Source organism: Rhizobium sp. 18065 (assembly GCF_902706095.1).
In the GTDB taxonomy this organism is placed as follows: Bacteria; Pseudomonadota; Alphaproteobacteria; order Rhizobiales; family Rhizobiaceae; genus Allorhizobium.
The window spans coordinates 36,777-51,697 of the sequence record NZ_CACSJP010000011.1 but is presented as its reverse complement, the minus strand read 5'-3'; the positions used below and the strand labels follow the sequence as shown (position 1 = coordinate 51,697).

General features: G+C 61.5%; 19 protein-coding genes. 16 read left to right on the top strand and 3 right to left on the bottom strand.

What is annotated here, in order from left to right; translation table 11 throughout:
• Window positions 1-295 precede the first annotated feature (295 nt).
• The 5 genes from GVK95_RS21080 to GVK95_RS25105 all read left to right on the top strand — a co-directional run bounded on the left by GVK95_RS21080 (window position 296) and on the right by GVK95_RS25105 (window position 4,291).
• A complete protein-coding gene (locus GVK95_RS21080) occupies window positions 296-2,035 on the top strand; it encodes a ParB/RepB/Spo0J family partition protein (protein ID WP_159952658.1) in 1,740 nt (579 codons plus the stop codon).
• Between the two features lie 93 nt (window positions 2,036-2,128).
• A complete protein-coding gene (locus GVK95_RS21075) occupies window positions 2,129-2,605 on the top strand; it encodes a hypothetical protein (protein ID WP_159952657.1) in 477 nt (158 codons plus the stop codon).
• Entirely contained in the window at window positions 2,602-3,483 is an 882-nt protein-coding gene (locus GVK95_RS21070) for a hypothetical protein (RefSeq protein ID WP_159952656.1), read from the top strand. The genes GVK95_RS21075 and GVK95_RS21070 overlap by 4 nt, the downstream gene beginning before the upstream one ends.
• On the top strand, window positions 3,483-3,872 hold the full coding sequence (locus GVK95_RS21065) for a hypothetical protein (RefSeq protein WP_244618849.1): 390 nt from the start codon (window positions 3,483-3,485) through the stop codon (window positions 3,870-3,872). Before GVK95_RS21070 ends, GVK95_RS21065 begins: the two co-directional genes overlap by 1 nt.
• On the top strand, window positions 3,869-4,291 hold the full coding sequence (locus GVK95_RS25105) for a hypothetical protein (RefSeq protein ID WP_244618848.1): 423 nt from the start codon (window positions 3,869-3,871) through the stop codon (window positions 4,289-4,291). The genes GVK95_RS21065 and GVK95_RS25105 overlap by 4 nt, the downstream gene beginning before the upstream one ends.
• A 24-nt stretch (window positions 4,292-4,315) precedes the next feature.
• Here GVK95_RS25105 and GVK95_RS21055 read toward each other — a convergent pair whose 3' ends face one another.
• Window positions 4,316-4,618, bottom strand: coding sequence for an alkylphosphonate utilization protein (locus GVK95_RS21055; protein WP_159952738.1), 303 nt, complete (start codon window positions 4,616-4,618; stop codon window positions 4,316-4,318).
• Between the two features lie 461 nt (window positions 4,619-5,079).
• Between GVK95_RS21055 and GVK95_RS21050 the strand changes: the two genes are divergently transcribed.
• From GVK95_RS21050 to GVK95_RS21025, 6 genes are all read left to right on the top strand, one after another.
• Window positions 5,080-5,667 carry a hypothetical protein gene (locus GVK95_RS21050; protein WP_159952655.1) on the top strand — a complete coding sequence of 196 codons (588 nt, stop codon included), beginning with the start codon at window positions 5,080-5,082 and terminating at the stop codon, window positions 5,665-5,667.
• A gap of 108 nt (window positions 5,668-5,775) precedes the next feature.
• The gene (locus GVK95_RS21045; protein ID WP_159952737.1) at window positions 5,776-6,021 is read left to right on the top strand and encodes a type II toxin-antitoxin system VapB family antitoxin; all 246 of its coding nucleotides are present in this window, start codon (window positions 5,776-5,778) and stop codon (window positions 6,019-6,021) included.
• Complete coding sequence (locus GVK95_RS21040; protein WP_159952654.1) at window positions 6,021-6,425, top strand: type II toxin-antitoxin system VapC family toxin; 405 nt, start codon at window positions 6,021-6,023, stop codon at window positions 6,423-6,425. The genes GVK95_RS21045 and GVK95_RS21040 overlap by 1 nt, the downstream gene beginning before the upstream one ends.
• 294 nt (window positions 6,426-6,719) lie before the next feature.
• The gene (locus GVK95_RS21035) at window positions 6,720-7,136 is read left to right on the top strand and encodes a helix-turn-helix transcriptional regulator (RefSeq protein ID WP_159952653.1); all 417 of its coding nucleotides are present in this window, start codon (window positions 6,720-6,722) and stop codon (window positions 7,134-7,136) included.
• A gap of 273 nt (window positions 7,137-7,409) precedes the next feature.
• Window positions 7,410-8,336 carry a zincin-like metallopeptidase domain-containing protein gene (locus GVK95_RS21030; RefSeq protein WP_159952652.1) on the top strand — a complete coding sequence of 309 codons (927 nt, stop codon included), beginning with the start codon at window positions 7,410-7,412 and terminating at the stop codon, window positions 8,334-8,336.
• A gap of 238 nt (window positions 8,337-8,574) precedes the next feature.
• Window positions 8,575-8,886 (top strand): DUF736 domain-containing protein, encoded by a 312-nt coding sequence (locus tag GVK95_RS21025; protein WP_200844350.1) that lies wholly within the window; start codon window positions 8,575-8,577, stop codon window positions 8,884-8,886.
• A gap of 124 nt (window positions 8,887-9,010) precedes the next feature.
• Here the strand turns inward: GVK95_RS21025 and GVK95_RS21020 are convergent, their stop codons facing one another.
• Window positions 9,011-9,607, bottom strand: coding sequence for a hypothetical protein (locus GVK95_RS21020; protein ID WP_159952651.1), 597 nt, complete (start codon window positions 9,605-9,607; stop codon window positions 9,011-9,013).
• A gap of 131 nt (window positions 9,608-9,738) precedes the next feature.
• Entirely contained in the window at window positions 9,739-10,143 is a 405-nt protein-coding gene (locus tag GVK95_RS21015) for a SyrB-like regulator (protein WP_159952650.1), read from the bottom strand.
• A gap of 733 nt (window positions 10,144-10,876) precedes the next feature.
• On the opposite strand from GVK95_RS21015, the gene GVK95_RS21010 reads away from it, so the two are divergent.
• The 5 genes from GVK95_RS21010 to GVK95_RS20995 all read left to right on the top strand — a co-directional run bounded on the left by GVK95_RS21010 (window position 10,877) and on the right by GVK95_RS20995 (window position 14,917).
• The gene (locus tag GVK95_RS21010) at window positions 10,877-11,188 is read left to right on the top strand and encodes a DUF736 domain-containing protein (RefSeq protein WP_200844349.1); all 312 of its coding nucleotides are present in this window, start codon (window positions 10,877-10,879) and stop codon (window positions 11,186-11,188) included.
• A gap of 326 nt (window positions 11,189-11,514) precedes the next feature.
• Window positions 11,515-11,682, top strand: a complete 168-nt coding sequence (locus GVK95_RS25100) for a hypothetical protein (protein ID WP_200844348.1) — start codon at window positions 11,515-11,517, stop codon at window positions 11,680-11,682.
• Window positions 11,683-12,036: 354 nt separating this feature from the next.
• Window positions 12,037-12,210, top strand: a complete 174-nt coding sequence (locus tag GVK95_RS25095; protein ID WP_200844347.1) for a hypothetical protein — start codon at window positions 12,037-12,039, stop codon at window positions 12,208-12,210.
• 1,329 nt (window positions 12,211-13,539) lie between these two features.
• A complete protein-coding gene (locus GVK95_RS21000; RefSeq protein WP_159952648.1) occupies window positions 13,540-13,956 on the top strand; it encodes a DUF3597 domain-containing protein in 417 nt (138 codons plus the stop codon).
• A gap of 652 nt (window positions 13,957-14,608) precedes the next feature.
• The gene (locus GVK95_RS20995; protein ID WP_159952647.1) at window positions 14,609-14,917 is read left to right on the top strand and encodes a DUF736 domain-containing protein; all 309 of its coding nucleotides are present in this window, start codon (window positions 14,609-14,611) and stop codon (window positions 14,915-14,917) included.
• Window positions 14,918-14,921: the final 4 nt, after the last annotated feature.

Here is a 14,921-nt window from a genome sequence, read left to right as displayed (position 1 = left end):
AATATGGTCCGGATCGGCTGTCCGATTCTAAGAGAAAAAAGGGAAATGAAAAGAAGGAGGAAACCGGTCGCAGACCGGTCCTCCCGTCGCCGCTATCGCTCAATCGCCGCCTGCGCGATCCCGGCCACTCGTCCTTCGCAGGGCTGTCAGCCCCGCTTGTCCTTCGCAGCAGGGATGCTCGGCCGCGATTGCGCCGGGCTGCCCGCCCTGCGGTCCGGAAAGTGTCTTCGGGAAAAGTGAAGACACGAGAAGGACCGGCGAAGGGCCGTGTCCATAACCTGGAAAGGTTCATTCCATGCGACACATGAAAATCGACCCGCGCGCGCTGAAGGACAATCCCGACAATACGCGCCAGACCAAATCCTCACCGCAGGGTGACGCCCTGCTTCTGGCAACCATCAAAGCCGTTGGTATCATCCAGCCGCCGGTCGTCTTCGCCGAGCCGGATGGCGGCAACGGCTACATCATCGAGGCCGGTCATCGCCGCAGGCGTTTGGCAGTCGCCGCCGGGCTCGAGGAAATCGACGTTCTCGTGGTCGACGCAGCCGATGACAATGGCGCCATGCGCTCGATGGTCGAAAACATCGCCCGTGAGCCGCTCAACCCGATCGACCAATGGCGCGGCATCGAGCGTCTGGTCGCCCTCGGCTGGACCGAGGAAGCGATCGCGGTGGCACTGACGCTGCCTGTGCGCCAGATCCGCAAGCTCCGATTGCTCGCCAACGTGCTGCCGGCGATGCTTGACCATATGGCTAAGGGCGACATGCCCTCCGAGCCGCAGCTCAGGACCATCGCGGCAGCCTCGCTCGACGAGCAGAAGGAAGTCTGGAAGGCGCACAAGCCGAAGAAGGGCGATACCGCCTCGTGGTGGTCGGTCGCCAACGCGCTGACCAAGAAGCGGATGTATGCCAAGGACGCGAGCTTCGGCGACGACCTGGCGCAGGCCTACGGCATCGAATGGGTGGAGGATCTCTTCGCCCCGGCCGACGAGGACTCGCGCTACACCACCAATGTCGAGGCCTATCTCGGCGCCCAGCAGGAGTGGATGACGAGCAATCTTCCCAAGAAGGGCGCGATCGTCGAGGTCAACAACTGGGGACAGCCGGAATTGCCGAAAAAGGCCGAACGCGTTTACGGCAAGCCGGGCAAGGGCGATAGCACGGCGCTCTATCTCGACCGCGAGGGCAAGGTGCAGACCGCCCATTTCCGCTTGCCGGAGGCCAAGAAAACGAAGAGTAGCGCGGCAGACGACGTCGGCAACGGAAGCGATGACGGCATTATCGCCAAGCCGCGCGCCGACGTCACCCAGAAGGGCCAGGACATGATCGGTGATTTCCGCACCGACGCGCTTCACGAAGCGCTCGGCCGCGCGCCGATCGAGGACGACATGCTGATGGCGTTGCTTGTGATCGGCTTTGCCGGCCTCAATGTGCGCGTCGATTCCGGAACGGCCGGCTCTATCCTGGGCAGCAAACGGCTGACGCGGCACGCCGTCCATCTCTTCGATCAAGACGGCCGGCTTGCGGCCGACATGGACAGCCTGCGGGTGGCCGCGCGCTCGGTCCTGATCGAGGTGTTCTCGTGCAGGCGCAACATGTCCAACAGCGGTATTGTCTCCCGCATCGCCGGCAGCGCCATCGGGGCGGACACGTTCCTGCCGAATATGGGAACGGAAGACTTCCTCGCGTGCCTGTCGCGCACGGCGCTGGAGGCTTCGTGCGAGGGCACGTCGATTGTTCCGCGCCCGAAGGTCCGGGAAACCCGCGCAGCGCTGGTCGAGCAGTTCAGGCAAGAACGCTTTGTGCATCCGTCCGCCCTGTTTGCACCGGTCGACACGGAACTCGCCGATTGGATCAAGCGCGGCGAAGTTATCGAGGGCGACGATGCCGACGCGGCGGAGAGCGTCGAAGCCGATCCGCATTACCTGGGCCCGACCGAGGACAGCGGCGCAGCTGATCCAACGGAGCTCGCTGACGCCGAAGCGACCGAGAATTCCGAAGGTGAGGACACGGCATTCGGGATCGCGGCGGAATAGCCGCCTTCCCTTTTCTTCCGATCGAACGACCGCCGCCGAGCCACCACCCGGCGGCGGTCCTGTTTCCAGCAACCCAAACCAGGAGGACATGCAATGTCCGCATCTCTGATCTTCGACCTCGTCCCAATCGGTGCCACCGTGGCATGGTCGGATGCCACGCCACGTCCGCCAGAGCGTTTTCGCAAGAAGCTCGCGTCATGGAAGACCCGAAACAGCCAGGGCCGGCTGATCCGCAAAGAGGATGCTCGAATCCGCGGCAGCTACGCCGCGCCCGCTTACTTCACTCTGCATGAAGGCGATTTCGGCGCCAATGGCGTGATCACGATCCGTGTGCATCGGACGTTCTCGATCGACAGCGACCTGACGTTCACGGTGATTGAGCGCCCGAAACCCGGTTCCGTCCGGATCTTCGATCGCGCCGGCGAGCACGCCGAACTCGTGCATCTCGCTGCTGATCGACAGGCGGCCGAGGCATGGCTGACCCGGCATGGTTATCCCCATGCCGTGCTTGACGAGGTAACCGCTGACGAAGTCGCGGCGGACCATGTCGAAGGGAGGGCCGCGGCATGAGCACCCCGGTTCTCTCCCCCTCCGACGTTTCCACCTCCGAATCGGAGGTGGAATTTGGTCGCAGTGCCGACGGATTGCCTGTCGCCCGCGTCGGCGATCTCGTCTTCGCCATGGTGCCTGGTCGCCACAACGAGTATTTCCTCGCCAGCGCCTGGCGCGTCTCGCGGCCACTCATCGGTCTCAAGCGCGAGGACTTCTATTCGCACCATGGCGCTGTGGCGGATGAAGATGCCTTTCGCGCGCGGATGCTCGAACAGGCGGAACACAGCCGTGAACTCCGCGCGCTCGGGCGCCACAGTGTTCGCATGCATTGCAGCACGCCGTGGGGAGCTTCGCAGGGCGCCACGATCTATGCCAACGGCGTGGTTTCCCACACCACGGCCGGGCACGGCGGCTTCAAGCTGTCGGTTGAACGGAACGCAAAAGTTCATCCGCTGCTCCGCGCCGATGGCGGTTGGTACGAAGAGGATGCCGCATGGGCGATCGTCGCGCTCACCTTCCCGACGCTGTTCACCGGCTACGAGCACAGGACCGCTGACCGGACGATCCGCGATTCATGGCCCGATGTCTGGGAAGCGATCCACGGCCGGGAACTTGCTTCCGGTCAATCCTTCGAGAAGGACCGCCGGGCGTTTCATGCGGGGCATGCCGGTGACTGGATCGTCATTTCGGCGCTGCGTTCCGATTATCACTCCGGCATGACCGAGGTGATCGCAACGATCGGCGGCACGCGTGATGGCGGGGCGGAAGAGCGTCGTTACCTCGTCCCGAGCGACGGCTACAAGGCCGGCCGGTTCGGTTTCGTCATCGATGAGGCGCGCCATTCCGCCCATGACGGCCCGTCGAGCTTTGCCAGTTGGCGCGGGAGGGCTGCGTGATGGCAATCCAGGCAAATCACAGCGCATTGTTGTCGCACATGGAAGAGGCGCGCCGGCAGACCCAGCATCAGATTGACCTGATCGATCGGCAGATCACCCGCCGCATGACCGCGCTGATCCCGCGACTCGGCCGACGCCAGCAGGGGTATCGACGGGGCAAGGCTGCCGATCCCGGTGCGTTCCTCGAACGCTACCGCGCCAACCTTTCGGCACTCACGGCCGAGCGCCAGCCCGAGATCGATGCGCTCTCCCGCAAGCTCGCGCGACAGGATGCCGCCATCGCCGCAGTTCGGGCGCGCCTGGAGATACGGATTCCGGGATCGAACTCCGATCCCGACGCATACTTGTCCCTTCCCCAGCCGCTGATCACGGAGGATCTGCGGCGATGACAACGATCGGAGACCTCGAACGCAAGGCAGGTATCGCCACATCGACCGAAGAGCGAACCGCATTCTGGACGCGGTTCCGTCATTTGAAGGGCGAGCATTGGCTGAGGGCCGGTGTCGCGGAGCTGCTGCGGCTTGTTGCCGAGAAGGAAAACGCCACCGGGGACACAGACTCGACACCCGGTGCCGCGCAGTCAAAACGCGAACGACTGCCGCCCCTGACCGTCGAGCAGCACCGGGCGCTGCAAGCCTATGCGGCCAAGCACGGCCGCCGGTGGAAAGCATCCTCAACATTGTGTGGATGGGCGCCGCGCCCTATGACGACGGTGGGATCCTGCGCGGTCTGCGCAATTCGCATGGGCCGTCATGGCTTGTCGCTTACCGATTGCCAAAGCCCGGTGACCTGGTCGATCCCGATCTAGAGGCGCCGGACCTCTAAAGCGCGATTAGCGCTTACGCACGAATTCTGTGCGCAGGACCAGTCCCCTGATGGACTCATGGCGGCAATCGATTTCTTCCGCATTGTCGGTGAGGCGGATCGACCGCATCACCGTGCCCTGCTTGAGCGTCTGGCCGGCGCCCTTCACCTTCAGGTCCTTGATCAGGACCACGGAGTCGCCATCGGCGAGAAGATTGCCCGAGGCGTCGCGGACCTCGAAACCCGCCGCAGTCTGCGCGGCAATCTCGGAAGCCGGCCGCCATTCACCGGTCGCTTCGTCGTAGATATAGTCGTCGTTCGGATTGCTCATCCCTGCCCCGCCGTGATGTTTCGCACCGTCCATGGTTACCGTCATGCTGTCTGCATCGGCGGCTGGACGCGTGTGCGCCTCTATCGTGGAAGTGGCGGCAAAGCAAACGTCAGGGTCGCATCAGATGTTGGTGTCGCTTGCTTGGCATCGGATTCTTTCAGCGGTTTTGGTGAGTTCCCGAACCCTTGCCGGCCTGCCCTTCGGTTTTGCTGCGGTCTGAACCGGCGGCCGTTCGTTTCAAGGCCGCTATCGCGCCGCGTGGCGGCCGGCCCCGCCTCCCTTCGCAAAGCGGCTCCGCGTCCCTCGCAGGGCTCTGCCCCGCTTGTCCGCAAACCCGCTTCGCTCGCTCAGTGGCGCCGGACCCTGAAACGCCCGTCTTCCGCCGGTTCTGTCTGACCGCACCGAAGGACAGACCGGCAAGGGCCGGAACCGCTTCGCAGCAACCTCGAAAGGAAGAACCGATGGCAAAGTCCGCAACCCAGTCCCGCCAGTCCGCCCGCGTCGTCCCGCTCCGCAAGGGCGCCACACTCGAAATGGTCCGGCTCACCTGCCCGGACGCCGTCCAGGCATTGGCGATCGCCGAAAGCTTCGGCACTGCGGTGGTCGACGGCGACGGCATCCGCGACCTGCACGAGCGCCTGATCGTCGAGACCGCCGACAGCCTCTCTGAAGGTCTTGGCGAACGGGCGATGCAGATCCACCTGCAGCGCATCGTCGGGGCCTATGTCGGGTCCGCGCATGGCGCCGGTCAATTTTACTCCCGCGCCGTCTCCGAGGCCCGCGACGCGACCGCGAAGGCGGCCAACGACGCCCGCGACGAGGACCTCGACGGTCCCGTCGGATACGATAGCGCCGCCCAGCGCAAGCGTGAGTTTGCGGCCGACATGGGGATCCAGTCGCATGCGCTCCGGATGGCCGCGGAGGGTGCCGTTACCGCCTACGAGCATGTGGTCGGTGAGCCCTGGAAGCCCTTCGACCGCCCGGTCGAAAATCCCGGTCAGTCGCTCGATCGCAAGGCTGCCGAGGCGCAACTGGCGGCTCTCGGTTGAGCCGCAGGGCGGGGCTTCGGCCCCGCCAAATACACTGATCGAGCACCCTTGGAAAAGAAGCCGCGATCATCTACATTAAACGAGATAATTATCTACATGGAGGGCGCCATGCCGATCAACGTCAACAATCCTGAGGCGGACAAGCTGACCCGCCAATTTGCCGAAATCGCCGGCGTCGGCATTACCGATGCCATCGTCATCGCCATGCGCGAAGCGATTGAAAGGCGCAGCCGGGTTGAATCCGCCATTGAAACAGCAGCACGGCTTCGCGAGAAGCATGGCGTCAAGATCAACGCCGACATGCGCAAACCCCTCCCGCGTAAGGCTTTCGATGATATGTGGGAGACCAACTGATGTTCATCGACGCATGCGCGATCATTGCGCTCCTGTCGGATGAGCCGGAGGCGGAGCGCGTTTCCAACGCCATCGCCTCGGCCAGGAACCCGTTCACATCGCCGGTCGCGGTGCTCGAGACGGTGCTCGGCCTCGCCAGGCCCGACAAGTTTGATCTCCCTATTCCAGAGGTCGAAAACCTGGTGATGGAATTCCTTGAATTGCGGCAGATCGAGCTCCGCGATTTACCTCCTGCAAAGGAAACCACCCGTCTGGCGCTGTCCGCGGCCGCCCGGTTTCGCAGCGGCCGACACGGCTTGAACCTTGGTGATTGCCTGCATTACGCCTGCGCCAAATTTTACGCGGTCCCCATACATGCGACGGCTGACGAGTTTCGGCGCACCGACATTGACACCGTCGCTTAAGTGCAATCAATCTCGGGTTTCAACATCTCCGTGATCTGCTCATAGACATCGATGATGTGGCTGTAGATACAACGCCACGACAACTGATATAGGTTTTTGAGCTCGGCGGGATAGACCAATCCTCCTGGGACTGATTTGGGCCTACACGCGCAGCCTGCAGTTCGGCTGCGAATATGTTTCGAACGCTGATGGCCACGAGATCGCCGCGCTGTAGAGAATACTGCCAAAGAGTAAACTCTGCGTCGCGCTCGGCCAGGCCTCCGGCACGGCAGCAATTCCATGGGGGTAGGCATATTGACTGAAAGACCGAAGCATCCAAACCAGATCGATGTCGAGGTGGGCCAGCGCATCAGGCTACAGCGCAACGTCAGGGAAATGAGCCAGACAACGCTGGCCGATGCCCTGGGCATCACCTTTCAGCAGGTTCAGAAATACGAGAAGGGCACCAACCGCGTCGGCGCCAGCCGTCTGAGCCATATCGCTCAAGTGCTCGGTGTCCCCGTGTCATTTTTCTTTGGCGATCCACAACCAAGCTTCAGCACCAATTCGGCGGACGGCGTCGGCCCGATCGAGGATCTCTCCCAGTTCCTCTCAACCTCGGAAGGCCGTGACCTGAACCAGGCTTTCACACAAATCAGCTCACCCGCGATCAAGAAGAAGGTCGTCAATCTGGTCAAAGCGCTGGCGGCCGTCTCCGACATCGAGAAATAAGAAGCCAGCTCGCATATTCTGTCTGCAAAGAATAATTGATTGAGACGGTAGAATAGCACCAGCTCGCGACCCGTCCCGTCGCCGGTCCTGCCGGAGCGCGGGTCATGGGCAACGGCTTCGCCGTCCTCCACTTCGTTCCGGCCCTGATGACCACCCCATTGTGCTTCGCCCAATGAGGCCCCGGTCGGTGCCCACGCCCCTCATTGCTCCGGCCTTAGGACCGCCGTGACGGGGTCGCGATCGGCGCGACCTCCCAAAACGGAGGTTTGAGAAATGAGCAGGAAACAGGAAAACCAGCGCGCCGATGTTTACGCACGCATCACCGATACGATCGTGGCGCAGCTCGAGCGCGGTGTCCGCCCCTGGATGCAGCCGTGGTCGGCCACCAACATGGCAGGTCGGATCACCCGGCCGTTGAGGCACAACGGAGAGCGCTACAGCGGCATGAACGTGTTGCTGTTGTGGTCGGAGGGTCTGACCCGCGGCTATACGTCACCGATCTGGATGACCTTCAAGCAGGCGCTGGAACTGGGTGGTGCCGTCCGCAAGGGCGAAACCGGCGCCACCGTCATCTATGCCAGCCGCTTTACCAAGACAGAGACCGACGGACAGGGCGCTGAAGTCGAGCGCGATATTCCCTTTCTGAAAGCCTACACGGTCTTCAACGTCGCGCAAATCGACGGTCTTGCCGATCGGTATTATACCGATGCTGCACCGGTGCTCGATCCGGTCGAACGGATCGCCCACGCCGACCAGTTCTTCCGCAATACCGGTGCGGTGATCCGGCACGGTGGATCGCAAGCCTATTATTCGCCGGTATCCGACCACATCCAGATGCCCGCATTCGAGAGTTTCCGCGATGCCGCTTCCTACGTTGCAACGCTAAGCCATGAGAGTTGCCACTGGACGGCGCATCCAGATCGCGTCGGCCGAGATCTCAGCCGATACGGCAAGGACAAGACTGACCGAAGCCGCGAAGAGCTTTTGGCGGAACTCGGAAGCTGCTTCCTGTGCGCCGATCTCGGCATCGTCCCGGAACTAGAGCCACGTCCCGATCATGCGAGCTACCTTCAATCCTGGCTCAGGGTGCTGTCAGACGACAAGCGCGCCATCTTTCAGGCCGCAGCGCATGCACAACGCGCCGTGGCCTATCTCCACAGCCTGCAGCCGCTGATCTCGGAAGAGCGGGAGGCCGCCTGATGTCGTTTCCATCTTCCCGGTTGTTGATCCTCGCCTGCTCGGCGACGAAGCGCTGCGGGCAACAATCCATCCCCGCAATCGAACGTTATGACGGTCCGCTATGGCAGACCTTGAAGCTTCTCCCAGCCGCCCTCCATTGCATTGCGGCCTTTCAGGTGCGGTCCGATCGTCCCGATCCTTGCGGCAGCCATCGAGGCCGCGAAGGGCGCGGCCCGAAACCAACGAAAGGAACATCACAATGGCGACCATCGGCACCTTTACCTCCTCGGAGGCCGGCTTCACCGGCTCGATCCGCATGCTGGCTCTCAACGTCAAGGCTCGCATCGCCCGCGTCGAGGACCCCTCCGACAAGGGACCGCACTTCCGCATCTACGCCGGCAATGTCGAGCTGGGCGCCGCCTGGCAGAAGCGCTCCGAGCAAACCGACCGCGATTATCTCTCTGTCAAGCTGGACGATCCGAGCTTCCCGGCTCCGATCTACGCAACGCTCTCCGAAGTCGAAGGCGAGGACGGCTACCAGCTGATCTGGTCCCGCTCGAACCGGACCTGAGGTCGCAACAGCCGGCCCCGCCACCAAGGCGGAGCCTCTTCTCGCAGCTGGAGGCAGGCGCGGCACCCGCGTCGGGTTTTTGCGCCAGGAAAATGGCCGGCAGGACTTGGGTCGTCGATGAAGGTCAGTCCCCGAAACGCTGCAGCATTTTCCTCAGCTGCGCATTCTGTTGGGTGAGCTTGCGGGCCAGCTGGTGCCGCAAACCTGCAACATCGAGATCAAGCTCTGCCATCTCCTCATGGAATGTCTTGGGAGCCGTTCGCCACAGCTCCACTGTCTCCGACGCGGCGGGCTCAGGCCTTTTCCGCGCGGCATTGTCTTTGATCGCTTTTGCCCGCTTTGCTTTGGACGGCTTCAAGGCGGATTTGCCGGGTCTTGCATCGGACGACGCCTTATCGGCATGAGCGATCTCGGCTAACGCCATCTCGGGATCGTCATATGTCTTTGGGGTTACGACCGCTTCCTCTGTGCATGGACTGCTCTTTTCGTTGGCGTCCGCCGTTTGTCCCGACGACAGGGACTCGACGGTCGGCTCGGAACTCGCGGACACGGTATCCTTAACCGACGGTTTCCCTCTGACCTCTGTGGAAACGGCCTGTTTGTTCTCCGGGTGATATTCAAGCGTTTTCATCTCGGGCGCTTGCGAGCCTGCAGGCTCCGTCGAACCAATGGAGGGCTTACGTGACACCAGGTCAGCCAAAAATCTCCAAGGTGTTTTCATCGGATCGACGCCTCACGCGAGCTGCGACCGATAAGTCGCGATTGCAATGCCGGGCCCTTCGGGAGCCCGGTCGATCTTTCATGTCCAGAGACAGGCTGGTCGCTTGGCGAGATATAACCTGCCTGCTCCTGTCAGCTTGTCCCCAAGCGCTTGCGCAGGTCAGCATTTTCGGCGCGCAGCTTGTCAGAAAGCTGTTTGCGAAGACGCTTGTTCTCTTCTTCAAGCTCAATGAGAGTCGCAATATCGTCCAAGATTTCGCTCGAAGAGCCGCTGGGCTCCTGTGCGCGATTTGCCCGCGATATCATTGCAGGCTCGCCAACCGATTTTTTTGATTTGGCGGCGATACCCCTGAAGACTTGCTTCGCCCTTGGGGCTTTCGCCGGCTTTTCTTTCCCTGCAGATTTGACCGCGGCTGCGGCTTCGATCTCGGCCTTTGAGCGTCTTGGAGCACGGGTCTTTTTAACAGCTGCGGGCGCAATCTGTGTTTCAGTCACGACGTCATTACCGGCATTCTCGGTGGTCGTCTCATCGGCCATCAGTGTTCTCCTCTGTAGGGCGATGAAGCATTTGTTCCACAGCAAGCGATGTCAATGGTCCAAAGGCAATTCCATCATTTTCCCGATACCCTAGTCCGCAGGCCCACGTATCGGGTGGAAATGGATGGCTTAATGGATACCGGCAACCTCATCGCGACTTCTGGAACACAAGATCGAGCCCGAGCGCATCTTGCTCGACGACTTGCCGGACTTAACGGTCGGGCGTTGAACTTGCGCGTGAACGCGGGAGAGTGACCGTGATGGAAGCGGCCGTGGCCACGGCCCGAAATACAGTCAATGACCATCCGCGAGCATTGGATGTGAAAGACATCCGACGCCTCATGGAGCGGGGCGCGGCGTCCGGTAGAGCCTGGGCTGAACAGCAGGGTGACTGGCGGACCAACACTCAGCCGAATTCGCGGCCGCCATCGACGATATGTCAATCGGCACTGTCAGTTCCCTTCACGTTATTGTTGCCGACTCTTCTACGGGCTCGATGAGGCATGTCTGATCGAAGAACGGCTTTGCCTCGATCGTCTTCCCGCAACGGCCATCCGCCACTTTCTTCCCCTGGCAGCTGGGCTGCCATTCCTCGCGAAGCAACAAAGCTTCTCCCGGCCGCCCTCCATTGCATTGCGGCCCCTATGGGTGCGGTCCGATCGTCCCCGATCCTTGCGACAGCCATCGAGGCCGCGAAGGGCGCGGCCCGAAACCAAGCGAAAGGAACATCACAATGGCGACCATCGGCACCTTCACCTCCTCTGAGACCGGCTTCACCGGCTCGATCCGCACGCTGGCTCTCAACGTCAAGGCTCGCATCGCCCGCGTCGAGAACCCCTCCGACAAGGGACCGCACTTCCGCATCTACGCCGGCAATGTCGAGCTGGGCGCCGCCTGGCAGAAGCGCTCCGAGCAAACCGACCGCGACTACCTCTCGGTCAAGTTGGATGATCCGAGCTTCCCGGCTCCGATCTACGCAACGCTCGCCGAAGTCGAAGGCGAGGACGGCTACCAGCTGATCTGGTCCCGCCCGAACCGGGACTGAGGTCCCAACAGCCGGCCCCGCCACCAAGGCGGGGCCTCTTCTCACGCTTTCTTTGAAGCCAGGACCGGGTATCGAACCCCGTCCTGGCTTTATGCTGCCAAACCGAACCCAAATGTCTGATCAGTTCGACCGAGTGTGCCATGGCGGCATCGAGGCCTCGAAGGACGAGTGGTCATCCCCCAATTTTGTCTCCGCTCCGGTTCCCTGCGCTGCGACAAAATCGGCTCCCCCACTCGCCAGCTCCGCCGGTCGCTATCGCGATCCTTGACCCCTCCATCTCGCCATGACCGCGGCCGTCATCTTTCACAAACGTCAAGGAGACGACGATGACCAACGAACTCGACCGCACGATCCTCGAACTCAAGGCCGAGCTGGGCAATGCCCATCCCGACGAACGCCGCCAGATCGAAGCCGAACTCGAACAGGCGCTGGCCGAGCGCGAGATCCTCGCCGCCGAAGACGAAGGCCGCGTCAGCGCTGAGCGTCCCTTTTGAGGGAGGCTTTTGCCTTGTCGCCAAGCACGACACTCCGGATCGACCGGCGCCCCGTGCTCGCAGCTCCGCTTCGTGGGATTTCTTGCCGGTTACGCATCATACCTTGGCCGAAGCTCTGGCGTGTTCCCGCATTCTCCTTTCGACGCCCTGTCATCGGCATCGGGGATGTTGCAGGCCGGCGTCGCGCCGTAACCTGCCGCCGCCAGAATTTTCCCCGCCGCGTTTCGGCTTCCTCGCGAGGCATAATTCAGGCGCCGTCAGGTCCTCCGCATGCGCTGCGGTCGTTCGGTGCGGCACGCCTTTCCGGTCTGCATGTCACACCCCGCGATGACAGCTTATCGAAAGGACACCATCATGCGACAACTCGCCCAATATCTCAGCGCCACTGGCCGCCGCCTCCGCGATCTCGGCAAGGTGATGTGTCACTTCTTCCGCAAGGGCAAGCTCGGCGTGAAGCTCGCGGTCAAGGTCCCGTTCTTCGTCGAATTCGAAGTCAGCTTCGAGACCGACTGGAACCGGCGGCGATGAGGGGTGTAACGGGCCGCTTCGGCGCCCCTTTTTTCGCTCGCGATCAGCGCTGGCTTGGATTGCGACCTGGGTTGAGAGCCGTGTGATCGTGGCAGGCGAAGAAGATCGAGGAACAGACGTACGGGTATTTGTTCGGCCCGGAATGATTTGCGTTCATCTATTCGGGCATCAATCCGGCCCCTGCGTGGCGCCAGGCGGCCACCTCGAAGAACTAAATCCATGGTCATGGCACAGTTGCGCGCCATGTTCTTCACGCCATCCTGGCATTCGACGAAAAGATGGGATTGATGCGTGCCCATGTGAGGAAGCGCCGACATCCGGTAGCGTGCCAATCGACACATTTAAATCATTTGATTGCGATCGATGGCCTGAGAGAAACACGGAAGAAGGTTGGGCCGGGTCGCCTGTGGCGATCGGCTCTATTCGCTCTGCTCACCGAACCCGCAAGCGGGTTCGGCCTGCCGGTAACGATCCTCCCGCGCGCCTCAACGCGCTGACTGTCGCGGTATCCCTGCCGGAGGCGAATTCGCGCGGCCTGTGGCCCGTCGTTTCAGCCAATGACTGGTGCTGCCACTTCTCTGCCGATCGTCGGGCGGCGTGAACACGGCTTATCGGAGAGGGTAAGGAAGCCCCACTTCTTCGTGTTGATATTTAGATGTTGTCGGCGCGGATGACGGCCGCCAAAGAAAAGCGGAACGGTTTAGCCGGGCGCAGTCGGTCCCGCCTTCCGCTTGCGCGGCGCTATGCTAAGGCTCCTGCGTCTGCGCTTCTACCGGATAAACCGTATCGAGAATTCCCGAAATCCCACCCTCCGGGTGGCGCTATGCTGATTTCTCCGATGCTCTTCTTTTTTGCTTTTTCTCATTGAGGTCGAAGAGCTCCCGAGCCTCAAGGTCAGCATCCGCGTCGAGCGCGCCTGCATCAAAGGCCCCGCTTGCGCATCCTCGCAGGCAATGTCGGATTCGGCCCTTCCTGGGAGAAGACGTCGAGCAAAAGTCGCGACATCTCGGGTCAAGCGGACAATCCGAGCATTTCCGCTCCGATCTACGCCACCCTGATCGAGATGGCCTCTCGCAACATCTGGTCCCGGCCTAACCGGGACTGAGCGAGCAATCGCCTCTGCCAAAATGCGGCGCTCTTTCCAGGTCAACGATTAACCCTGTTCGGTTCCTATCTCCTGCGGCTGAAAAAAAAGGCGGGCTTTCCCGGCGCGCCTTGTCTTCTATGTTCATTCAAGCGACAACCGGATTGGACGGTCCTAAAACTTCCGTAACCATCCGAAAGCTGAACGACGAAGATCCAGTAGATTCGCTTACAGGGAGAGCTCAAATGGGCATATTCGATTCCATCAAGAACGCCATATTCGGCGAAGCTAAAGCCGAAACGCTGCCTACACCGGCAGAAGAAAAGTCCGCAACGACCACCGAAACCAATCCGACGACGACAGCAACCACGGCTGCCGAGGCTTTCACAAATCCTGTGGGCGCGGCGGTTGACGTAAGTTTCGTCCTTGATCAGGCGGTAAAGGCGAGCGGGCAGAAGCTCGACTGGAAGCACTCGATCGTGGACCTGATGAAGGCGTTGCAACTCGATAGCAGCCTGGGTGCCCGTAAGGAGCTTGCCTCCGAGCTTGGCTATTCGGGGGACGCGTCCGATTCCGCAACCATGAACGTGTGGTTGCACAAAGCTGTCATCAAGAAATTGTCGGAAAACGGCGGCAATGTTCCCGCAGACCTGCTCGATTGATACAAGTTGAGCTTTGCTGGTTGCACCCGCACGGGTGCGGCCAGTTTTGCATCAATGTTGCGGCAAGGAGCGATGCCAGGGATATTGACTGCGACTGCAAACTCCCGGTGCTTGCGGACCAAGTAGTCTCTCTTCCGGTATATACGATTGTCCAGCGAGATTGGCCGCCATCGCCTTTGCCAAGCCCAGGCCGATCTTCTTTCTCTTGGGATAGAATTCAAAGGTGCCATTCGGCGAGAGCACACTCGGCTTATGGATGTCTTAACGCCCATGTCCGGACCAGTTGCATGCCGCCTTTTCCGCATAGCAGCCGATTATCGCCACCACCGTTTTCCTCTTAGATCTGGAACTGGCACACCCACCGCGGTCTCGATGGGGCATGTCTGACTGCAGATCGCAGGGAAAATCCCGGCTCGCCCGGCGTCCGCAACGGCCGGCTCGTTTTCTTCCCCTGCCGGCAATGCCGCCATTCCTCTCGAGTCAAGAAAGCCTCTCCCTGGCCGTCCTCCACTCACGTTGCGGCCCAGAGCCCACCGCGCCGCGAAGATGCAGCGAGGATCCGGGGCGGGTGCAGGCCGATCGTCTGCCGTCTGGTCGACAGCCATCGAGACCGCGATGGGCGCGGCCCGAAATACAGATAAGGAACACAACAATGGCAACAATCGGCTCTTTCACCGCTTCGGGCAACGGCTTCACCGGCACCATCAAAACCCTCAACCTCAACGTCAAGGCCAGCATATGCTCCGTCGAGCGCGTCTCCGACAAAGGCCCCGACTTCCGCATCCTTGCCGGCAATGTCGAGTTTGGCGCCGCCTGGAAGAAGACCTCGAACGAAGGCCGCGACTATCTCTCGGTCAAGCTGGACGATCCGAGCTTCCCCGCTCCGATCTACGCTACCCTGATCGAAGTCGAAAACGAGGATGGCCGGTCGCTTATCTGGTCCCGGCCGAACCGGGACTGAGCAC